Origin of the sequence: Paraburkholderia sp. CNPSo 3272, from assembly GCF_024206495.1 — a bacterium.
Taxonomy (GTDB): domain Bacteria; phylum Pseudomonadota; class Gammaproteobacteria; order Burkholderiales; family Burkholderiaceae; genus Paraburkholderia.
In genome coordinates, this window is sequence record NZ_JAMBPQ010000026.1 from 32,808 (window position 1) to 53,099 (window position 20,292).

General features: G+C 67.0%; 17 protein-coding genes and 1 riboswitch. Of the genes, 14 read left to right on the plus strand and 3 right to left on the minus strand.

Going from position 1 to position 20,292, the window contains the following annotated elements:
• Positions 1 to 82 precede the first annotated feature (82 nt).
• Positions 83 to 1,642, plus strand: coding sequence for a flagellar hook-length control protein FliK (locus M3I53_RS26125; RefSeq protein ID WP_254318730.1), 1,560 nt, complete (start codon positions 83 to 85; stop codon positions 1,640 to 1,642).
• A complete protein-coding gene (locus M3I53_RS26130; RefSeq protein ID WP_254318731.1) occupies positions 1,642 to 2,055 on the plus strand; it encodes an EscU/YscU/HrcU family type III secretion system export apparatus switch protein in 414 nt (137 codons plus the stop codon). The genes M3I53_RS26125 and M3I53_RS26130 overlap by 1 nt, the downstream gene beginning before the upstream one ends.
• On the opposite strand, the gene M3I53_RS26135 is transcribed toward M3I53_RS26130, so the two are convergent.
• Positions 2,033 to 3,484 carry a coniferyl aldehyde dehydrogenase gene (locus M3I53_RS26135; RefSeq protein WP_254318732.1) on the minus strand — a complete coding sequence of 484 codons (1,452 nt, stop codon included), beginning with the start codon at positions 3,482 to 3,484 and terminating at the stop codon, positions 2,033 to 2,035. The two genes, M3I53_RS26130 and M3I53_RS26135, sit on opposite strands and share 23 nt — an antisense overlap.
• A gap of 83 nt (positions 3,485 to 3,567) precedes the next feature.
• On the minus strand, positions 3,568 to 5,289 hold the full coding sequence (locus M3I53_RS26140) for an isovaleryl-CoA dehydrogenase (RefSeq protein WP_254318733.1): 1,722 nt from the start codon (positions 5,287 to 5,289) through the stop codon (positions 3,568 to 3,570).
• Positions 5,290 to 5,662: 373 nt separating this feature from the next.
• Here M3I53_RS26140 and M3I53_RS26145 point away from each other — a divergent pair, with 373 nt between their 5' ends.
• The gene (locus M3I53_RS26145; RefSeq protein ID WP_254318734.1) at positions 5,663 to 7,291 is read left to right on the plus strand and encodes a GMC family oxidoreductase; all 1,629 of its coding nucleotides are present in this window, start codon (positions 5,663 to 5,665) and stop codon (positions 7,289 to 7,291) included.
• A 43-nt stretch (positions 7,292 to 7,334) separates the two neighbouring features.
• Here the strand turns inward: M3I53_RS26145 and M3I53_RS26150 are convergent, their stop codons facing one another.
• On the minus strand, positions 7,335 to 8,282 hold the full coding sequence (locus M3I53_RS26150) for a LysR family transcriptional regulator (protein WP_254318735.1): 948 nt from the start codon (positions 8,280 to 8,282) through the stop codon (positions 7,335 to 7,337).
• 223 nt (positions 8,283 to 8,505) lie between these two features.
• Here M3I53_RS26150 and M3I53_RS26155 point away from each other — a divergent pair, with 223 nt between their 5' ends.
• The 11 genes from M3I53_RS26155 (at position 8,506) to M3I53_RS26205 (ending at position 20,235) form a co-directional block, all read left to right on the plus strand.
• Positions 8,506 to 8,934, plus strand: coding sequence for a CidA/LrgA family protein (locus M3I53_RS26155; RefSeq protein ID WP_254318787.1), 429 nt, complete (start codon positions 8,506 to 8,508; stop codon positions 8,932 to 8,934).
• Between the two features lie 38 nt (positions 8,935 to 8,972).
• Positions 8,973 to 9,695, plus strand: a complete 723-nt coding sequence (locus M3I53_RS26160; RefSeq protein WP_254318736.1) for an LrgB family protein — start codon at positions 8,973 to 8,975, stop codon at positions 9,693 to 9,695.
• Between the two features lie 84 nt (positions 9,696 to 9,779).
• Positions 9,780 to 9,887, plus strand: a riboswitch (S-adenosyl-L-homocysteine riboswitch).
• A 33-nt stretch (positions 9,888 to 9,920) separates the two neighbouring features.
• The gene (ahcY, locus tag M3I53_RS26165; protein ID WP_254318737.1) at positions 9,921 to 11,339 is read left to right on the plus strand and encodes an adenosylhomocysteinase; all 1,419 of its coding nucleotides are present in this window, start codon (positions 9,921 to 9,923) and stop codon (positions 11,337 to 11,339) included.
• Positions 11,340 to 11,501: 162 nt separating this feature from the next.
• Positions 11,502 to 11,855 carry a phage holin family protein gene (locus tag M3I53_RS26170; protein ID WP_028203399.1) on the plus strand — a complete coding sequence of 118 codons (354 nt, stop codon included), beginning with the start codon at positions 11,502 to 11,504 and terminating at the stop codon, positions 11,853 to 11,855.
• Positions 11,856 to 11,906: 51 nt separating this feature from the next.
• The gene (gene metF, locus M3I53_RS26175; protein WP_069264291.1) at positions 11,907 to 12,737 is read left to right on the plus strand and encodes a methylenetetrahydrofolate reductase [NAD(P)H]; all 831 of its coding nucleotides are present in this window, start codon (positions 11,907 to 11,909) and stop codon (positions 12,735 to 12,737) included.
• Positions 12,738 to 13,068: 331 nt separating this feature from the next.
• Complete coding sequence (locus tag M3I53_RS26180; RefSeq protein WP_254318738.1) at positions 13,069 to 14,703, plus strand: ABC transporter substrate-binding protein; 1,635 nt, start codon at positions 13,069 to 13,071, stop codon at positions 14,701 to 14,703.
• Positions 14,704 to 14,832: 129 nt separating this feature from the next.
• The gene (locus M3I53_RS26185) at positions 14,833 to 15,846 is read left to right on the plus strand and encodes an ABC transporter permease subunit (RefSeq protein WP_254318739.1); all 1,014 of its coding nucleotides are present in this window, start codon (positions 14,833 to 14,835) and stop codon (positions 15,844 to 15,846) included.
• Positions 15,847 to 15,900: 54 nt separating this feature from the next.
• Positions 15,901 to 16,818: an ABC transporter permease subunit gene (locus M3I53_RS26190; RefSeq protein WP_069264285.1), complete on the plus strand. Its 918-nt coding sequence runs from the start codon at positions 15,901 to 15,903 to the stop codon at positions 16,816 to 16,818.
• Between the two features lie 84 nt (positions 16,819 to 16,902).
• Positions 16,903 to 17,901 (plus strand): ABC transporter ATP-binding protein, encoded by a 999-nt coding sequence (locus M3I53_RS26195; RefSeq protein ID WP_254318740.1) that lies wholly within the window; start codon positions 16,903 to 16,905, stop codon positions 17,899 to 17,901.
• Positions 17,898 to 18,932: a peptide ABC transporter ATP-binding protein gene (locus M3I53_RS26200; RefSeq protein WP_254318741.1), complete on the plus strand. Its 1,035-nt coding sequence runs from the start codon at positions 17,898 to 17,900 to the stop codon at positions 18,930 to 18,932. Before M3I53_RS26195 ends, M3I53_RS26200 begins: the two co-directional genes overlap by 4 nt.
• 160 nt (positions 18,933 to 19,092) lie before the next feature.
• Positions 19,093 to 20,235, plus strand: a complete 1,143-nt coding sequence (locus M3I53_RS26205; RefSeq protein WP_375542583.1) for a TraB/GumN family protein — start codon at positions 19,093 to 19,095, stop codon at positions 20,233 to 20,235.
• Positions 20,236 to 20,292: the final 57 nt, after the last annotated feature.

A 20,292-nucleotide genomic window follows, 5' to 3' on the forward strand; every position in this document is an offset into this window, starting at 1 on the left:
CGGCGCATGGCGCCTCGCGAGGCAACGGCGCGCAACGCCCCATGAACCGGCAGGTCAGCGCCGTGCGCAGATCCGGAACACCATGAACGGAATCGACACCGGAGCCGCCGCGCTCCTCGCGAGCCGCATCGCGGCGCTCACGCCGGTCGGGCCGCAGAGCGCCTCCGGCGCGGCGCAGACGGGCGTCTCCGCGCTCGCAACGGGCGCCGCCGCGCTCGCCGACACCGCAGCCAACACCAGCAGCACGCAGGACTCCACGGAGACCGTGCTTTCGGCGGTTGCGCTGGCGCTCGACGCCATCATCCGCTCGGGCGGCGAAGCGACGCCTGCCGTGGTGGGCCGCGCGCCGCTCTGGGCCAGCCCCGATGCCGACGCGGCGCCCGCCGGCACGGCCACGTTGCCGCTGCCGGGTCTTGCCAGCGAGCAGGCGCAGGCGGCGCAAGCGGCGCTGCTCGCAGACGTGGCGCTCGCGGCCCAAGGTCTGGCCGGCGAAGCGCTGGCCGGGGCGGCCGACGCCGGGACCGGAGCCAGCGCGCAAACGGCGTCCTCGCAAAACCCGCAGGCCGCACAAACCGCTCAAACGGCGCAGACGGCGCAAACGGCGCAAACGGCGCAAACCGCCGCCGCCGCGCAAGCCGGTCCGGTCGCCGCACTCGCTGCGTCGCTCGCGCAGACGGTGAGCTCGAGCGGACTCTTCTACGAAGCCCACCTCGCCCAATGGTTGCGCGGCCAGCTTTCGCCCGCCGAACTCGCCGACGAGCCGCAGAACCGACTGCTCGGCGCGCACGCGCAACTGCCGCTCGACTGGAGCCCGGCCGACGACGACATCGACGACGTGCAGTGGACCGAGACGTTCTCCGACGCGCCGGGCGCCGCGGGCGGCGAAGCGGGCTATGCCCGGAACGCGGCGAACGCGCTCAATGCCGCACTGGCGCGGACCCTCCCCGGGCTGGCCGATCTGCACGGCGACGCGGCCGCGAGCCAGGCGCAGGCGCGCGCGACGCTTGCCGACACCCTGCTGCCTGCCATGCACGACGCCGCCGCGCAGGCCGCCGGCCCGTCGGTCCATCCGGCAGTGATTCCGCTCGTGCGCCAGCAGCTCGATCTGCTCGCCACCGGTGAGTTTCGCTGGAACGGCGAGGCCTGGCCGGGCGTGCGGGTGGACTGGAGCATCCAGCAAGACGACTACGACGCCCGCGACCCGCACTCGGGCGCAGGCGGCGGGGACGCCGACGACATCCCATGGCGCACGCGGCTCACGCTAGCGCTGCCGAAGCTCGGCACCGTCGACGCGGAACTGACGCTGACGGGCTCGACGCTCGCCGTGCGCGTGCAGGCGAACGCGGGCGGCGCCGCGCGCCTCACAGCGGACAGCGAGTCGCTGCGCGGGCGGCTCGAAGCACTCGGGCTCACGCTCGCGGGGCTCTCGATCCGCGAGATCGGCAGCGGCGCTGCGGCGAGCCCCGCCGAGGCGGCAAGGGCCGCGAGCGCTGCGAGCGCCTACGCCGCACAAACCACTTCCGCCGCATCCGCCGCGCAGACGGCGCAGGCAGGCGCCCCGGCGGATGCGTCCGCCGCGCGACCGGGCGCCGACGCGGCCGATGCGCGCAACCGCCGCCTCGACCCCGACTGGGAGTTGTGATGAGCCGCACGCACCGCAAGAGCGCCGCCGCGCTCGCCTACGACGCGCCCGAAGGCGACGGCGCGCCGCGCGTGGTCGCGAAGGGCTACGGCCTCGTCGCGGAGATGATCGTGCAACGCGCAAAGGAAGCGGGCCTCTACGTACACGAAGCGCCGGAGATGGTCTCGCTGCTCATGCGCGTCGACCTCGATGCGAAGATTCCGCCGCAGCTCTATCAGGCGGTGGCCGAACTGCTCGCCTGGCTGCACCGGCTCGAAGCGGACAACGACGCGAAGGCCAAGGCGGCCGCGCAAGCGCAAACCGCCATGCCGGCCGGCGCCTCGGCCGGCGCCGCCCCGCGCGAGATCAGCGACATTCGCAGGGTCGGCGGCACTCGCCCCGCGCTGCCCTTCAACCCCTCAACATCAACTTGATCAGCCAGGCGACGCGCTTGCCGTAGGGCGGCGCGATGAGCCCGCGCGCGTTCAGCCGGGCCTGGGTGAAGACGGGCTTCATCTTCGAGAACGTGACGAAGCCCTCGTAGCCGTGATACGCACCCATGCCGCTCGGGCCGACGCCGCCGAACGGCAGTCCCTCGGCGGCGATATGCATGAGCGTCTCGTTCACCGACATCCCGCCTGCCACCGTTTCGTGCGTCACGCGCTCGACCGTGCGCGCGTCGTCGGCATAGAGGTAGAGCGAAAGCGGGCGAGGGCGCGCATTGACGTAGCGCAACGCTTCGTCGAGCGTGTCGTAGGGCACGAGCGGCAGGAGCGGCCCGAAGATTTCCTCCTGCATGAGCGCCGTCTGCGCGCCGGCGTTCGTCACGATAACGGGCGCGAAGCGCCGCGTGGCGGCGTCGTGGGTGCCGAGCGCGTGCAGTTGCGCGCCGCTCGCCTGAGCTTCATCGGCGAGGCGTTGCAGGCGCTCGAAGTGGCGCGCCGAAATGATCGACGTGTAGTCGCGGTTGTTCGCGAAGTCCGGATAGAGGTGCGCGAAGCGCGTGCGCGCACGAGCGATGAACGCCGCCTCCTGGCCGCGCGGCAGCAGCACGTAGTCGGGCGCGATGCAGGTTTGCCCCGCGTTCAGCGTCTTGCCGAGCAGCAGGCTGTCCACGGCGTAGTTCAGGCGCGCGTCTTCACCGATGATCACGGGCGACTTCCCTCCCAGCTCGAGCGTGACCGGCGTGAGGTTCGCGGCGGCCGCGCGCATGACCTCGTGCCCCACGCGCGTCGAGCCGGTGAAGAGCAAATGGTCGAACGGCAGCGCGCTGAAGGCGGCGCCGACCGACGCGTCGCCGTTCACGACCGCCACGTGGTCGCGCGCGAAGGTCTTGCCGATCAGCTCCGCGAACAGCGTCGACGTGCGCGGCGTCAGCTCCGACATCTTGATCATGGCGCGGTTGCCCGCCGCGAGCGCGCACACGAGCGGGCTCGCGGCCAGCTGCAGCGGATAGTTCCAGGGCACGACGATCCCCGCCACGCCAAGGGGCTGCGGCACCAGCTTCGCGCGCCCGGGGAGCAGCCACTTGCCGACCGGTCTGCGGCGCGGCTTCATCCAGCGCGCGCCGTGCCTGAGCGCCGCATCAATCTCCTGCTTGAGGACGACGAATTCCGCGAGCGCGACCTCCGCCTTCGCGCGTTGGCCGAAGTCGGCGTTCATCGCCTCGGCGAGCGCGTCGCGGTTGGAGAACAGCACGTCGCGCAGCGCCTTGAGATTGCGCGCGCGTGCGTCCCAGGACGGGAACGGGTCGCGCAGGAAGGCTTCGCGCTGCGCGGCGAGCAGCGTATCTAGCGCGGCGCGCGGGTCGTCGGGCGTGTCGTTCGCGCTGCGGGCGAAGTCTTCGGGCAGGTCCTGCTTCATGGTCGGTCCTCGTGGCGTTCGCGCGCGCTGTGGCGCGCGGGCGAACGGAAAAATCGGCTCGTGTTGTCGGATGACACTGAGGGTCATGCCGAGCGCGACGGAAAAGCCCGCTCGATGATCGCGGCATGATCGAAGCGCGCAGGCAGCGTGCCGAATACGCGGTCGCAGTCGGCGTCGTGCTCGTCGAGGCGCGTCGCGATGAACGGTTCGGCGATCTCCGGCGGACCGTCGCGCAGCAGCATGGCCTGTGCGATCAGCACGATCTGCTGCGCGATGCGCCGCGCGCTCGTCTCGCGCGTACCCGGCGCGCCGTTGAGCAGTACCGAAAGGCGGTCGAGCGCGGCGTTCAGAACCGGGTGGGTCTGCGCGTCGCGCCGCCACGCGAGAAAGAGCGCCTGGGCAGCGTCGGCCTCGCGCTCCAGCGCGCGCAGCACGTCGAGGCACATCACGTTGCCCGAGCCTTCCCAGATCGAGTTGACGGGCGCTTCGCGGTAGAAGCGCGCCATCGGCCCTTCCTCGACGTAGCCGTTGCCGCCCCAGACTTCCATGGCCTCGCCCGTGAACGCGAGCGCGCGCTTGCAGACCCAGAACTTCGCCGCGGGCGTGACGATGCGCCGCCATGCGCGCGCTTCGAGCGATTTATCGTCCGTATCGCCGGGTTTCGCGTCGGCGCTGTCTTCGAACGCGCGCGCAAGACGCATGAAGAGCGCCGTCGCCGCTTCCGATTCGAGCGCGAGATCGGCGAGCACGTTTTGCATGAGCGGCTGCTCGGCGAGCACGCGGCCGAACGCGCTGCGGTGGCGCGCGTGGTGGATCGCCTGCACGAGCGCCGCGCGCATGAGCGCCGCGCTGCCGATCACGCAGTCGAGCCGCGTGTAGTTCGCCATCTCGATGATGGTCGGCACGCCGCGGCCTTCGTCGCCGATCATCACGCCGTACGCATCGAAGAACTCCACTTCGCTGCTCGCGTTCGAGCGGTTGCCGAGCTTGTTCTTCAGGCGCTGCACATTGACCGCGTTTTTCGTGCCGTCCGGCCGGTAGCGCGGCACGAAGAAGCAGGAGAGTCCATCGTGCTCCGTGGTGCGCGCGAGCACGAGATGCGCGTCGCACTGCGGCGCCGAGAAAAACCACTTGTGACCGGTGAGCAGATACGCCGCACCGCGTCCGGTTTCGATGCCCGCGGCTCGCGCCTCGGTGCGGTTGCTGCGCACGTCCGAGCCGCCTTGCTTCTCCGTCATGCCCATGCCGATCATCATCGAGCGCTTCTGCGCGAGCGGCAGATCGCGCGCGTCGTGCTCGCGCGTGTAGAGCGGCGCGCGCAGCGTTTCGAACAGCGCCGGTTCGCGCTGCAGCACGGCGATGCTCGCGAACGTCATGGTCAGCGGGCACAACGAGCCCGATTCGAGCTGCGCGTGCAGGAAGTAGCCCGCGCAGCGCGCGGCCATCGCGCCGGGCCGCGGGTCCGAATACGGCAGTGCATGCAGCCCCTGCTCGCGCAGCAGCGCGAGCAGTTCGTGCCAGGCGGGGTGGAATTCGATCGCGTCGATACGCTCGCCGCGCGGGCTGTGCGTGTGCAGTTCCGGCTCATGGCGATTGGCGAGGTCGGCGAGCGCGAGCGTTTGCGCCTTGCCGAGCGTCTCGCCATGGCGCGCTAGCGTTTCGCGGTGCCAGTTCGCGCCTGCGCGCGCGAGGGCCTCGCCGAGCGCGGCGTCGGTGGTGAAGAGGTTGTAGTCGACGAGCGGCGGCGCCTGGTTCGTCACTTCGTGGGTCGTGCCGGGGCGATGCGTGACTTCCGTCGGGTTCATCTGCGTGTCTCCGATGCAAGGCTTGCGGTGCGCGGCGGCTTCACGCGCGGCCGTTCGTGTTGTGTTCGCTGTCGTGACGGGGAGGCGTGCGCAGTGGCCGCTCCATGGGAAGCGCCCGTGAGGTGAGTGATTCTTGTGCGCCCCAGCGCTCCCCTTGCTGCTTGCTGGAATCTTTGCGGGTTTCGGCTCTGGCGGCCGAACCGCCTTCCATCATAGGCGTCGATCCGCCGTCAGATTTAGAGGGGATGCTCTGACATATAAGCTGACCTCGGAATCAGACGCTTCCTACAATGCGCCATTGAAGCCGAAAACGAACGAGCGTGCAAATAGCGCGCCGGTGCCTCGTAAGAGGCAAGCCGACAGGAGGGAGACGATGCAATACGATTACATCATCGTAGGCGGCGGCTCGGGCGGCGCGTCGCTGGCGGGGCGACTGGCCGACCGTTGCCCGCAGGCGAGCATCGCGCTCGTCGAAGCCGGGCCGCACACGGCGCGCAATCCGTTCGTCAACATGCCGCTCGGCGTCGCCGCGCTCGTCCCGTTTCGCACGAAAAACAATTACGCCTATGAAACCGTGCCGCAGCGGGGACTCGCCGGACGGCGCGGCTACCAGCCACGCGGCCGCGGCTTCGGCGGCTCGAGCACCATCAACGCGATGATCTACACGCGCGGCCATCCGCTCGATTACGACGAATGGGCGCAGCTCGGCTGCACGGGCTGGGCGTGGCGCGACGTGCTGCCGTACTTTCTGCGCGCCGAGGACAACGAGCGCGGCGCGAGCGCCTGGCATGGCGCTGGCGGCCCGCTGTGCGTGGCCGACCTGCGCGAGCGCAATCCGGTCGCCGCGCGCTTCGTCGAGGCCGCGCGCGAGGCGGGCTTTCGCCTGAACGACGACTTCAACGGCGAGGAACAGGAGGGCGTCGGCTTCTACCAGGTGACGCAGCGCGGGGGCGAACGCTGCACGGTGGCGCGCGCGTATCTGTACGGGCGCGAGCGGCCGAACCTGCATCTGATCGCCGACGCGACGGTCCTGCGCGTGAGCTTCGACGGCGCGCGTGCGAGCGGCGTGGAGCTTGCGCGCGGCGGCGCGATCGAGACCCTGCAAGCGCGCGCCGAGGTGATCCTCGCGGCCGGCGCGTTCAACTCGCCGCAATTGCTGATGTGCTCGGGCATCGGTCCCGCCGACGAGCTGCGCGCGCACGGCATTGCAGTGCGCCACGACGCGCCCGAAGTCGGCCGCAACCTGATCGACCATATCGATTTCACCTTCAATAAGCGCGTGCATTCGAGCGACACCGTGGGCTACTCGCTGCGCGGCGCGGCGCGCATGACCGCGGGCTTCTGGCGATATCTGCGGGGGCGGCGCGGCATGCTCACGACCAACGTGGCGGAGGCGGGCGGCTTCCTGAAGAGCCGCCCCGAACTCGACCGGCCCGACCTGCAGCTGCACTTTTGCACGGCGCTCGTCGACGATCACAGCCGCCGCCTGCATTGGGGCCACGGCTATTCGCTGCACGTGTGCGTACTGCGCCCGGCGAGCCGCGGCACAGTCACGCTCGCGAGCGCCGACGCGCGCGTGGCGCCCATGATCGACCCGCGCTTTCTCTCCGATACGCGCGATCTCGACGCGCTCGTGCTGGGCGCGCGCCTCGCGCGGCGCATACTCGACGCGCCCGCGCTGGCGCGGCTTGGCGGCCGCGAACTCTACACTCATGGCGACCAGAGCGACGCGCAATTGCGCGAGACGATCGCGCGCCATGCCGACACGATCTATCACCCCGTGGCGACCTGCCGCATGGGCGGCGACGCGCGCTCCGTCGTCGATCCGCAGTTGCGGGTGCGCGGCGTGACGGGTCTGCGCATTGCCGACGCCTCGGTCATGCCGACGCTCATCGGCGGCAACACGAATGCGCCCAGCGTGATGATCGGCGAGCGTGCGGCCGACTTCATCGCACAAACGAGATGCGAGCGCGATACGGCGCTTCAGCACGTCGACGCCTGACGTTGCGCGTTTCCTGTGCCGATGCCATGGCTCACCGAAGGCTTCAGCCAGGCTTGCCCGGCTGCTTCTCCATCCCCGGCGGGTGCACGAAGTCGTCGAGAAACGTGAAGGGCTTGCCGTACTCCGCGCGCGCGACGTCGAGCCACGCGCGCGCCGCATGCGAGAGATAGCCGCTGCGTTTCCAGCCGATCGCCATGTCCCAGGTGATTTGCGGCTCGCTCACCGGCAGGCAGGTGAAGCGCTCGGCGTCTAGCCGGCGCACGTACGGCGCGGGCAGCAGCGCAATGCCCACGCCCGCGAGCACGAGCGCTGCCATCAGGTCCCAGTGGCCGCTGCGTCCCACCACCTGCGGTACGAAGCCGGCCGTGCGGCACGCGTTCAGCACGACGTCGTTGAGCGCGAGGCTTTCGCCGTAGAACACGAACGGCTCGCCGGCCAGCTCCGCGAGCGGCACGGCGAGCTTGTTGTCCCAGCGCGAACCGCGCCGCGCGACGAGCCACAGCAGCTCGTGCGAGATCGGCAAGACGTCGATCAGCGCGGGATCGACGGGCAGCAGCACGCCGCCCAGCTCCAGCTCGCCCGAGATCAGCGCGGCTTCGATGGCGCGTGAGCCCTGCTCGAAAAGCTTCAGCTCGATCTTGGGATAGCGCTGGCGAAACGTGGCGATGGCGGGCGTGAAGAGCGAGCCGCCCATCGGCGGGATGCCGATGGTGAGTTCGCCGCGCCCGAGCGTGCCGAGATCGGCGAGTTCGGCCTGCAGCTGCGCCTGCGCGGCGAGCACCTCCTGGCCGCGCTGATAGACGATGCGCCCGGCGTCGGTGAGCACCATCTGGCGCGCGTCGCGCAGCAGGAGCTGGGTGCCGGTCTCGTCTTCGAGCGCCTTCACCATCTTGCTGATGGTCGGCTGGGTGACATGCAGTTTTTCGGCCGCGGCGGTGAAGCTCTGTTGCCGCACCACCTCGATGAAATAGCGAAGCGCGCGCAGTTCCACGATCGGGACTCCACAAATGTGCAGGAAACACGCTCAGCCGGGAGCTGAGTTGGTGCATTCCAATAGGGAATGTAGCAGATGATCTTAAGTCATTATGTTTATGCTGCGCTGCACCCTATACTGACTTCCATTCCAGTGTCACTTAGGGTTTGCCATGACTACCTCCGCCCCGGCCGCGAAAGTCCCTGAAAGCGCTGAACGCAACGTCGGCAACGTGGGCGGCATGGCGAGCTTCGGGCGCCGTATCGGACGCATTACCGTGCAATCGGCGCTGCTCGCGGGCGTCTGGTACGCCGCCGACGCTCTCACGCGCTTCACGCACCTGCCGGTGCCGGGCGGCGTGGTCGGCTTGGTGCTGCTGCTGGCGCTGCTCTTTTGCGGCGGCGTCACGCCGCGCTGGGTGAAGGCGGGCGCCGACTGGCTGCTCTCCGACATGCTGCTGTTCTTCATCCCGGCCGCCGTCGCAGCCGTGAAATACGGCGGCCTCTTTCGCGCCGACGGCTGGCGTCTCGCGCTCGTCGTGGTCGGCGGCACGCTGATGGTGATGGTGGCCGTGGCGTTCGCAGTCGAACAGGCCGCGAAGCTCGAGCGGCGCCTCGCGCTGCAGCGCGTGCGCGATTCGCGGCACTCGCGCCATCTGGCGCGGGCTTGAAGCTGCAACGTCCTCAATAGTGTGAGGGGGAATCCGTCATGAACACGTTTTATTCGTCCCTGTTCGCCGACGACGCGGCGCGGCTCATCGCGGCCGGCTGCTTCATCCTCACCGTTGCGCTCTATTTCGCCTCGAAGGCGCTCTATGCGCGCTTTCGCTCGCCCTGGCTCACGCCGCTCGTTGCGGTGCCCGCCGTGCTCGGCGTGTTCGTGCTGGTGCTCCATATTCCGTACCCCGTGTACTTCCAGGACACGCGCTGGCTCATGTGGCTGCTCGGCCCGGCCACCGTGGCCTTCGCGGTGCCGATCTACGAGTACCGCGATCTGCTCAAGCGCCACTGGATCTCGCTCACCGTGGGCGTGACGGTCGGCATCATCGTGGCGGTGGGCGGCTCGCTCGCGCTAGCCAAGCTCCTGCACCTGTCGCCCGATCTGCAGCGCAGCCTGATGACGCGCTCGATCTCAACGCCGTTCGCGCTCGCGGTGTCGGACAAGATCCACGCGCCGCGCGACCTCACCGCGCTGTTCGTGATCGCCACGGGCGTGTGCGGCATGCTGTTCGGCGAACTGGTGCTCGGCCTCGTGCCGCTGCGCACGCGCCTCGCGCGCGGCGCGCTCTTCGGCGCGGCGGCGCACGGCGTGGGCACTGCGAAGGCGCGTGAACTGGGCAGCGAAGAGGGCGTGGTGGCGAGCCTCACGATGATGATCGCGGGCGTGGTGATGGTGCTGCTCGCGCCGGCGCTCAGTTTCTTGCCGGTTTGAAGTCCTGCGGGCGCGTTCGCGCCCGCTTTTTTGGCCTATGCGCACGCGCGCGGACGCCATCCCGATTTGCTACAATCTCGGCTCGCTTTCGAGGAGCGTTGCGACGGGTTTTCTGTGACCCGCCAGGCTCGAAAGTGCTTCAATCCGGTTGAATCCACTGAATCGACCGCACTGAAACGGCGCTCACGTCTTTAATTTCTAGTCACTTTTAGAAAGGAGGGCGTGATGAACGCCGCAGTTCCGCAAGATCAAGCCAAAGATTTCATCGTCGCCGATATGTCGCTTGCCGCCTGGGGCCGCAAGGAACTCAATATCGCCGAGACCGAAATGCCGGGCCTCATGCAAACCCGCGAAGAGTACAAGGCGCAGCAGCCGCTCAAGGGCGCGCGCATCGCGGGCTCGCTGCACATGACGATCCAGACAGGCGTGCTGATCGAGACGCTCACCGCGCTCGGCGCCGACGTCCGCTGGGCCTCGTGCAACATCTTCTCGACGCAAGACCATGCCGCCGCCGCGATCGCGCAGGGCGGCGTGCCGGTGTTCGCATTCAAGGGCGAATCGCTCGACGAATACTGGGAGTTCTCGCACCGCATCTTCGAATGGCCGAACGGCGAGTTCGCCAACATGATGCTCGACGACGGCGGCGACGCCACGCTCCTGCTGATCCTCGGCTCGAAGGCTGAAAAGGACCGCTCGGTCATCGCCAAGCCGACGAACGAAGAAGAAGTGGCGCTGTACAAGTCGATCGCCGCGCACCTCGACGTCGATCCGCAGTGGTACTCGAAGCGCCTTTCGCACATCCAGGGCGTGACCGAAGAAACCACGACCGGCGTGCACCGCCTGTACCAGATGGAGAAGGAAGGCCGTCTGCCGTTCCCGGCCATCAACGTCAACGACTCGGTCACGAAGTCGAAGTTCGACAACCTGTACGGCTGCCGCGAGTCGCTCGTGGACGGCATCAAGCGCGCGACCGACGTGATGATCGCGGGCAAGATCGCGGTCGTGGCCGGTTACGGCGACGTGGGCAAGGGCTGCGCGCAATCGCTGCGCGGCCTCGGCGCCACGGTGTGGGTCACGGAAATCGATCCGATCTGCGCGCTGCAGGCCGCGATGGAAGGCTACCGCGTCGTGACGATGGAATACGCCGCCGACAAGGCCGACATCTTCGTGACGGCCACGGGCAACTACCACGTGCTGAACCACGATCACCTGAAGGCGATGCGCCACAACGCCATCGTCTGCAACATCGGCCACTTCGACTCGGAAATCGACGTCGCTTCCACGCGTCAGTACCAGTGGGAAAACATCAAGCCGCAGGTCGACCACATCATCTTCCCGGACGGCAAGCGCGTGATCCTGCTGGCCGAAGGCCGCCTCGTGAACCTCGGCTGCGCCACGGGCCACCCGTCGTTCGTGATGTCGAACTCGTTCACGAACCAGACGCTCGCGCAGATCGAACTGTTCACGCAGGGCAAGAAGTACGAGAACAAGGTGTACGTGCTGCCGAAGCACCTCGACGAAAAGGTTGCACGTTTGCACCTCGCGCGCATCGGCGCGAACCTGACCGTGCTGTCGGACGACCAGGCTTCGTACATCGGCGTCGACAAGAACGGTCCGTTCAAGCCGAACCACTATCGCTACTAAGCAGATACAACGCGATACAAAGCGGGATGCCGTTTTAAGCCCGCTTTAAGCGGTCAAGCGGATGCTGACCTCAATCCCTGCGCGCGCCACGTGTGGGGACTGCGGGCGGCATCCGCCGCCGGCACCTGGCGATACAAAAGCAACGACGCAAAAGGAGTCCTTATGACCGTGCTGCTGACCTGGCTGATCAACGCGCTCGCGCTCCTGATCATCACCTGGCTCGTTCCGTCGATCCATATTCGCAGTTTCGGCACCGCGCTCATCGTCGCGATCGTGCTCGGGCTCATCAATGCCGTGCTGCGCCCGCTGCTGATCGTGCTCACGCTGCCCGTGACCATCCTCACGCTCGGTCTCTTCATCCTCGTGGTGAACGCGCTGTGCTTCTGGCTGGCGGCGTCGCTCCTCAAGGGCTTCGAGGTGTCGGGCTTCTGGTCGGCATTTTTCGGCTCGATCCTGTACAGCATCGTGTCGTGGCTGCTGTCGGCGCTGATTTTCGGCAACCGCAGCCTCGGCTGACGCGGGCCGGGTCGCCCACTTTCGCGGCCCGGCCTCACTGGCCTCATCAACATGAAACCGATCGAACTCTCATTCGAATTCTTCCCGCCGAAGACGCCGGACGGCCTGGAAAAGCTGCGCGCTACGCGGGCGGAACTTGCCACGCTCAAGCCGAAGTTTTTCTCGGTGACGTTCGGCGCGGGCGGCTCGACGCAACAGGGCACGCTCGACACCGTCGTCGATATCGCGAAGGCTGGCATCGAGGCGGCGCCGCATCTCTCGTGCATCGGCTCCTCGAAAGAGAGCTTGCGCGCGATTCTCGGCGAGTACCGCTCGCACGGCATCCGCCACATCGTGGCGCTGCGCGGCGACCTGCCCTCGGGCATGGGCGCGGTGGGCGAACTGCGCTACGCGTCGGAACTCGTCGCGTTCATCCGCGAGGAGACCGGCGACGCGTTTCACATCGAAGTGGCCGCGTATCCCGAGTACCACCCGCAGGCGCGTTCGCCGCGTCACGACCTCGAAGCGTTCGCGCAAAAGGTGAAAGCGGGCGCCAATTCGGCGATCACGCAGTACTTCTTCAACGCGGATGCGTATTTCCGCTTTGTCGACGATGCGAAGAAGCTGGGCGTGGACATTCCCATCGTGCCCGGCATCATGCCGATCACGAACTACTCGCAGCTCATGCGCTTTTCGGAGATGTGCGGCGCCGAAGTGCCGCGCTGGGTCGCCAAGCGTCTGGAAAGCTTCGGCGACGACCGGGAGTCGATCCGCGCGTTCGGGCTCGACGTGGTGACCGACCTGTGCCGCCGTCTCGTCGAGGCAGGCGTGCCGGGCATCCACTTCTACACGCTCAACGCGGCGCCGGCCACCAAGGCCATTTGCGAGCGGCTGGGCTTCTAGGGCGCTCACGCTCGACCCACCAAACGGCGACGAACCGCGCGGCTCCCGGACTCCCGGGCCGCGCGGTTTTTTATTGAGACGCGATTGCGCGATTTGCATCAGCAAGGCTGCGCGGCCTGGCTGCGCGTAGCATTACGGCGCGCTATGTTCCTGATCCGGCAAGAAAAAAAGCCGTGAACCCAGGTTGCACCGCAGCATGCTGCAACAATGACGCCTGTCAACCCGGCGTTTTCCACAAGCGACGGGACTTTTTGGCTTGCTTGTGACTGCGGCACGTGCTCAAGTAAGATCGCGCTACGCTGGCGCAAGCCGGCATTGAACTGGAGGAAACATGAAAGAAAACAAACTGTTGCGGGCTGCCCGATTGACGTCTCTCGTGGCGCTCGCAGCGGCATCGATTGCTGGAGCCCCGCTCGCGCACGCCGCGCAAAGCATTCCGAACAAGACGCTCGTCTACTGCTCGGAAGGCAGCCCCGCTGGCTTCGACCCGGCCCAATACACGACCGGCACCGACTTCACCGCGAACACGTTCACCGTCTACAACCGCCTCGTCGAGTTCGAGCGCGGCGGCACCAAGGTCGAACCGGGTCTCGCAGAATCGTGGGACGTGTCCCAGGACGGCAAGACCTACACGTTCCATCTGCGTCATGGCGTGAAGTTCCAGACCACCTCCTTCTTCAAGCCCACGCGCGAATTCAATGCGGACGACGTCGTGTTCTCGTTCGACCGCATGCTCAACCCGAACAATGCGTTCCGCAAGGCCTACCCGGTATCGTTCCCGTACTTCACGGACATGGGCCTCGACAAGCTGATCGCCAAGATCGAAAAGGTCGATCCGTACACGGTCAAGTTCACGCTGAACGAGCCGAACGCGCCGTTCATCCAGAACATGGCGATGGAATTCGCCTCGATCCTCTCGGCTGAATATGCGGATCAACTGATGAAGGCCGGCAAGGCCGCCGACATCAACCAGTTCCCGGTCGGCACGGGTCCGTTCATCTTCAAGAGCTACACGAAGGACGCGACCATCCGCTACGACGGCAACCCCGACTACTGGAAGCCGGGCGCCGTGAAGCTCTCCAAGCTGATCTTCTCGATCACGCCGGACGCCAGCGTGCGCGTGCAGAAGATCAAGCGCGACGAATGCCAGGTGATGAGCTATCCGCGTCCCGCCGACATCGCGCCGCTGAAGGCCGAACCGAACATCGCGATGCCGTCGCAGCCGGGCTTCAACCTGGGCTACCTGTCGTACAACGTCACGCACAAGCCGCTCGATAACGCAGACGTGCGCCACGCGCTCGACATGGCGATCAACAAGAAGGCGATCATCGAGTCGGTGTACCAGGGTGCGGGCCAGCTCGCGACCAACCCGATGCCGCCGACGCAGTGGTCGTACTACAAGAACCTGCCGGCCAATTCGTACGATCCGGAAAAGGCCAAGGCGCTGCTCGCGAAGGCGGGTCAGGGCAACGGCTTCGAGATCACGCTGTGGGCGATGCCCGTGCAGCGCGCCTACAACCCGAACGCGCGCTTGATGGCCGAGATGATTCAGGCCGACTGGGCGAAGATCGGCGTGAAGGCGAAGATCGTGACGTATGAGTGGGGCGAGTACATCAAGCGCGCTCACGCGGGCGAGGACGACTCGATGCTGATCGGCTGGACGGGCGACAACGGCGACCCCGACAACTGGCTCGGCACGCTGCTCGGCTGCGAAGCGGTGAACGGCAACAACTTCGGCAAGTGGTGCTACAAGCCGTTCGACGACCTGATCCAGAAGGGCCGTCAGACCTCGGGCGTGGCGCAGCGCACCAAGTTCTACCAGCAGGCGCAGCAGATCTTCGCGCAGCAACTGCCGTTCTCGCCGATCGCTCACTCGACCGTCTACCAGCCGGTCAGCAAGAAGGTGACCGATATGCGCATCGAACCGCTCGGCTACGCGCGCTTCGACGGCGTGGGCATGCAGTAAGGATAATCGGGTAAGACTTTCCGCTCGGTCCGCATATCAGCCAGGACCGGCGGAAAATGGTCCGGCGACCGGGGTCACGAGCCCCTGTCGCCGGTTGCGTTTCATTTCAAGCTTTTGGGGGAACACCACATGTTCCGCTTCGTATTGCGCCGCATCGGCATGGTCATACCCACGTTCATCGGTATCACCATCCTTGCGTTCGCACTCATCCACCTGATTCCGGGCGACCCCATCGAAGTGATGATGGGCGAGCGCGGCGTCGATCCGCAAATGCACGCCGAGGCGTTGCATCGCCTGGGACTCGACGAGCCCCTGCCGATGCAGTATGTGCACTACGTCTGGCACGCCGTGCACGGCAATCTCGGCACCTCGATCATCACCAACACGAGCGTGATGGGCGAGTTTCTCGCGCGCTTTCCCGCCACCGTCGAGCTGTCGATCTGCGCGCTCATTTTCGCGCTCGTGATCGGCTTGCCCGCCGGCGTGTTCGCGGCACTGCGGCGCGGCACCGTCGTCGATCACGGCGTCATGGGCACCGCGCTCACCGGCTACTCCATGCCGATCTTCTGGTGGGGGCTCATCCTCATCATGGTGTTCTCGTCGAAGCTCGGCTGGACGCCGGTGTCGGGCCGCATCGCGGTGGAATTCGACATTCCGCACGTGACCGGCTTCATGCTGATCGACTCGCTGCTGCCCGGCACCGACGAAGGCGCGTTCAGGTCGGTGCTGAGCCACCTGATCCTGCCGGCCATCGTGCTCGGCACGATTCCGCTCGCCGTGGTCGCGCGCATGACGCGCTCGTCCATGCTCGAAGTGCTGCGCGAGGACTACATCCGCACCGCGCGCGCCAAGGGGCTTTCGCCCGTGCGCGTGATCGTCGTGCATGCGCTGCGCAACGCGCTCATTCCCGTGGTGACCGTGATCGGCCTGCAGGTCGGCACGCTGCTCGCGGGCGCGGTGCTCACCGAAACGCTGTTCTCCTGGCCCGGCATCGGCAAATGGCTGATCGACGCGATCAGCCGGCGCGACTACCCGGTGGTGCAAGGCGGCATTCTCATGATCGCGACGCTCGTGATCGTCGTGAACCTGTTCGTCGATCTGCTGTACGGCGTGCTCAACCCGCGCATTCGACATACGAGGTAAGCGAGCCATGAAAATGCGAACCCCACAACACCACATTCAACACCAGGAGGCATGATGGCTGACATTCAGAACACCGTGCCTCGCGCCGTTACGCCGCCTTCGGGCCGCGCACTCGTGCTGCGCGAATTCTGGGCGAACTTCTCGCGCAACAGGGGCGCCGTGGGCGCGGGCGTGATCGTGCTCGCGCTGATCGTCATCGCGATCTTCGCGCCGCTCATCGCGCCGCACAGCCCCATCGAGCAATACCGCGACTACGTGAAGATTCCGCCCGCCTGGCTCGACGGCGGCAACTGGAAGTTCATCCTCGGCACCGACGAAGCGGGCCGCGACATCCTCTCGCGTCTCATGTACGGCGCGCGGCTTTCGCTGTGGATCGGCTGCGTCTCGGTCGTGCTCGCGCTGGTTCCGGGCATCGTGCTCGGGCTCGTGGCCGCGTTCTTCGAGAAGTGGGCCGACACGCCGATCATGCGTCTCATGGACGTGCTGCTCGCGCTGCCTTCGCTGCTGCTCGCGGTGGCGGTGGTCGCGATCATCGGTCCGGGTCTCACGAACACGATGCTCGCGATCGCGATCGTGGCGCTGCCCGGCTACGTGCGTCTCACGCGCGGTTCGGCTCTCGGCGAACTGCACAAGGAGTACGTGACCGCTTCGCGCGTGGCCGGTGCCGGCACGCTGCGCCTGATGTTCTCGCAGGTGCTGCCCAACTGTACGGCTCCGCTCATCGTGCAGGCGACACTCGGCTTTTCCTCGGCGATTCTCGACGCCGCCGCGCTCGGCTTCCTGGGCCTCGGCGTGCAGCCGCCGCGTGCGGAGTGGGGCGCGATGCTCGCCTCGGCGCGCGACTACATCGACAGCGCATGGTGGATCGTCACGATGCCGGGTCTGTCCATCCTCATTTCGGTGCTCGCGATCAACCTGCTCGGCGACGGGCTGCGCGACGCGCTCGATCCCAAGCTCAAGCGGATGGCCTGACATGAAAACGACCCCCACACTCCCTTCGGTCGTTGCCCCCCGAGGGGGCGTCAGTCCTCTTGGGGCGGCCCGGCGAGGACTGACATGAACAAAGAACTTTTGACCATCCGTAATCTGGCGGTGAACTTCAACGGCTTGCCCGCCGTTGACCGCGTGAATCTGTCGGTCGCGCCTGGCGAAGTGCTCGGCATCGTCGGCGAATCGGGCTCGGGCAAGAGCGTGACGATGATGGCGCTGATGGGCCTCATCGACGCGCCCGGCAAGGTGACGGCGGATTCGATCACCTTCGACGGCCGCGATCTGCTCAACGCCACGGGCAAGGAGCGCCGCCGCATCGTGGGCAAGGACATCGCCATGGTGTTCCAGGACGCGCTCACGAGCCTGAACCCGAGCTACACCGTCGGCTATCAGATCAAGGAAGTGCTCAAGCTGCACGAGGGCCTGCGCGGCTCGGCGCTGCATGCGCGCGCAATCGAACTGCTCGACCAGGTCGGCATTCCCGACGCGAAGAACCGCATCGACAACTTTCCGCACCAGATGTCGGGCGGCATGAACCAGCGCGTGATGATCGCGATGGCCGTGGCCTGCAACCCGAAGCTGCTGATCGCCGACGAGCCCACCACGGCGCTCGACGTGACGATCCAGGCGCAGATCATGGAGCTGCTCGTGCGTCTGCAGAAGGATCGCGGCATGGCGCTCGTGCTGATCTCGCACGATCTGGCCGTGGTGTCCGAAGTCGCGCAACGCGTGGCCGTGATGTACGCGGGCGAGATCATCGAGACGAACCGCGTGCCGGACATCTTTTCGCGTCCGCATCATCCGTACACGGAAGCGCTGCTCGCCGCGATTCCCGAGCACAACAAGGGGGCGATGCGGCTCGCCGCGCTGCCCGGCATGGTGCCCGGCCGCGACGACCGGCCGAGCGGCTGTCTGTTCGCGCCGCGCTGCAAGTATGTGGTGGACGACTGCATGAAGGCGCGGCCCGCGCTCGACGCGGTGACCGATGAAAGCGGCTACGCGCAAGTGCGCTGCATCAAGCCGCTGAACGCGGCGCTGACTCAATCCAGTGGAGGCGCGCGATGAACGCAGTCCAGCAACACGCGGCTCGTCAGGACCATCAGGACGACAAGGTTCTCATCGCCGACGATCTCAAGAAGCATTACACCGTCAAGCGCGGCATGTTCGGCACGGGCACCGTGAAGGCGCTCAACGGCGTGTCGTTCTCGCTCACGCGCGGGCGCACGCTCGCCGTGGTGGGCGAGTCCGGCTGCGGCAAATCGACGCTCGCGCGCCAGCTCACGATGATCGAGCCGCCCACCGCGGGCAAGCTGACCATCGACGGCGAGGACGTTGCGCACGCAAACGCCGCGAAGATCGCCGCGCTGCGCCGCCGCGTGCAGATGGTGTTCCAGAACCCGTTCGCCTCGCTCAATCCGCGCAAGACCGTGGAGCAGACGCTAGGCGAGCCGCTCGCCATCAACACGCGGCTCACGGCGAACGAGCGCGCGGACCGCATCGCGCACATGATGCGCATCGTCGGCCTGCGTCCCGAGCACGCCAAGCGCTATCCGCACATGTTCTCGGGCGGCCAGCGCCAGCGTGTCGCGATCGCGCGGGCCATGATTCTCGACCCGCAGATCGTCGTGGCCGACGAGCCGGTTTCCGCGCTAGACGTCTCGATCCAGGCGCAGATTCTCAATCTGTTCATGGACTTGCAGGAGCAGTTCCGCACGAGCTACGTGTTCATTTCGCACAACCTGGCCGTGGTCGAACACATTGCCGACGACGTGATGGTGATGTACCTGGGCGGCGTGGCGGAACTGGGCGACAAGGACACGGTGATCTCGCGGCCGCGCCATCCGTACACGCGCTCGCTGCTTTCGGCCACGCCCGCGATCTTCGAAGCGGACCGCCGCGTGAAGATCAAGCTCGAGGGCGAATTGCCTTCGCCGCTGAACCCGCCGTCTGGTTGCACGTTCCATCAACGTTGTCCATACGCAGTCGAGCGGTGTCGTAAGGAAGTGCCTGTTCTTCGCGAAGTGGACGGCCGTCAGGTATCCTGCCATCGTGCAGAGGAGGTGGGGGAAGAGGATGGGCGGCCCATGCCGGCCTGAAGCGACGGCGGCGCGTCGTTTTATTGCTACGCGCCGCCAGTTGATGGGCGGCCGTCGTGCCGCCTTTTTCACTGTTTTTCCCACCGTTTTCTCCGCCGTCCTTTCAATCATTCCGGCTGCCGCGTTTGCCCTGGTGGCCGGGCTGTGTACGGCTGTTCGTGTGACATTCGGTGTGGCTTTCGGTGTGGCATTCGCCGGGGCGTTGCGTGCGGCGTTGAAGAAAGCGTCGAGCGGTGTGGCGCGCGCGGCGCTCACGCTGGTCCTTGCGATCGGCGTGCTCGCAGGCGCCTCGGGCCAGGCGTTCGCTGGCGGCGCCGTCGCCAACACGCCCGGGGTGCACCCGGCCGTGCCCATGCCGCCCGGCTCCGCTCGCGGCGCGAACGGCGGCATCCCCGGCTTTCACGCCGCGCCCGCCGTGCCGAGCTACGCATCGGGCACGACGGCTGGCGGCCCCGTGCGCACGCAGCCTGCGCGCATGCCGTTCTACGTCGCCACGCGCGGCAATCTCACGATCTATCTGCTCGGCACGCTCCATGTGGGCGACCCAGCCGACTACCCACCCGGCCAGCCGTTTCGGCCGCAGATTCTCGCGGCGCTCGCCGCGTCGCCGATTCTCGCGCTCGAGCTTTCCCCCGACGATCTGCTCGTTTCCCAGGACGACGTCTCGAAATACGGGGTGTGCAGACGGCCTTGCCTGCCGGGCCTGTTGCCCGATCCGCTCTGGCAGAAACTCGAGGCGCGCATGCGTGGTAATCCCGAGGCGCTCGCCGAAATCCGCAAGATGCGGCCGTGGCTCGCCTCGCTGCTCGTGGAAACCTACGATTCGCTGAGCGCCGGCCTGCAGACCGAGTACGGCACCGAGGCGCAGTTGCAGAACGTTTTCCTGCGCTGGAAGGGCCGCCGCATCGTCGGGCTGGAGACGCTCGCCGAGCAGATGCGCGCCTTCACGAACCTGAGCCTCGCGCAGCAGCGCGAGATGCTCGCCCAGGACCTCGCGCAGACGCCGGCGCAAAACGTCTCCGACGTGCAGACGCTCCTGCACCTGTGGCGCGTGGGCGACGCCGACGCGATCGCCGCATGGGAAACGGCGCGCACCGAAAAGCTCTCGCACGATGCGCGGGTGGCGGCGTCAGTCGATAACCGCATCGTCTACGAGCGCAACCGGCGCTTCGTTTCGCGCATGCAGCAGTACGTGGCGCCCAGCAAGCCGCTGTTCGTCGCCGTCGGCGCGCTGCACCTGGGCGGACCTAAAGGCGTGCTGCAGCTGCTGCGCCAGCGTGGCTTCAACGTCGACCCGGGTTGAGCCGGGTTGGGTCCTTCGCGCTCGCATCTTGTGCTCGCGCGCGGCCTGAATGTGGAA

What these genes read in the sequence shown, in the direction of transcription:
- M3I53_RS26125 (WP_254318730.1), top strand. Translation starts at nt 83, where the DNA reads ATGAACGGAATCGACACCGGAGCCGCCGCGCTCCTCGCGAGCCGCATC.
- M3I53_RS26130 (WP_254318731.1), top strand. Translation starts at nt 1,642, where the DNA reads ATGAGCCGCACGCACCGCAAGAGCGCCGCCGCGCTCGCCTACGACGCG.
- M3I53_RS26135 (WP_254318732.1), bottom strand. Translation starts at nt 3,484, where the DNA reads ATGAAGCAGGACCTGCCCGAAGACTTCGCCCGCAGCGCGAACGACACG.
- M3I53_RS26140 (WP_254318733.1), bottom strand. Translation starts at nt 5,289, where the DNA reads ATGAACCCGACGGAAGTCACGCATCGCCCCGGCACGACCCACGAAGTG.
- M3I53_RS26145 (WP_254318734.1), top strand. Translation starts at nt 5,663, where the DNA reads ATGCAATACGATTACATCATCGTAGGCGGCGGCTCGGGCGGCGCGTCG.
- M3I53_RS26155 (WP_254318787.1), top strand. Translation starts at nt 8,506, where the DNA reads ATGGCGAGCTTCGGGCGCCGTATCGGACGCATTACCGTGCAATCGGCG.
- M3I53_RS26160 (WP_254318736.1), top strand. Translation starts at nt 8,973, where the DNA reads ATGAACACGTTTTATTCGTCCCTGTTCGCCGACGACGCGGCGCGGCTC.
- ahcY (WP_254318737.1), top strand. Translation starts at nt 9,921, where the DNA reads ATGAACGCCGCAGTTCCGCAAGATCAAGCCAAAGATTTCATCGTCGCC.
- M3I53_RS26170 (WP_028203399.1), top strand. Translation starts at nt 11,502, where the DNA reads ATGACCGTGCTGCTGACCTGGCTGATCAACGCGCTCGCGCTCCTGATC.
- metF (WP_069264291.1), top strand. Translation starts at nt 11,907, where the DNA reads ATGAAACCGATCGAACTCTCATTCGAATTCTTCCCGCCGAAGACGCCG.
- M3I53_RS26180 (WP_254318738.1), top strand. Translation starts at nt 13,069, where the DNA reads ATGAAAGAAAACAAACTGTTGCGGGCTGCCCGATTGACGTCTCTCGTG.
- M3I53_RS26185 (WP_254318739.1), top strand. Translation starts at nt 14,833, where the DNA reads ATGTTCCGCTTCGTATTGCGCCGCATCGGCATGGTCATACCCACGTTC.
- M3I53_RS26190 (WP_069264285.1), top strand. Translation starts at nt 15,901, where the DNA reads ATGGCTGACATTCAGAACACCGTGCCTCGCGCCGTTACGCCGCCTTCG.
- M3I53_RS26195 (WP_254318740.1), top strand. Translation starts at nt 16,903, where the DNA reads ATGAACAAAGAACTTTTGACCATCCGTAATCTGGCGGTGAACTTCAAC.
- M3I53_RS26200 (WP_254318741.1), top strand. Translation starts at nt 17,898, where the DNA reads ATGAACGCAGTCCAGCAACACGCGGCTCGTCAGGACCATCAGGACGAC.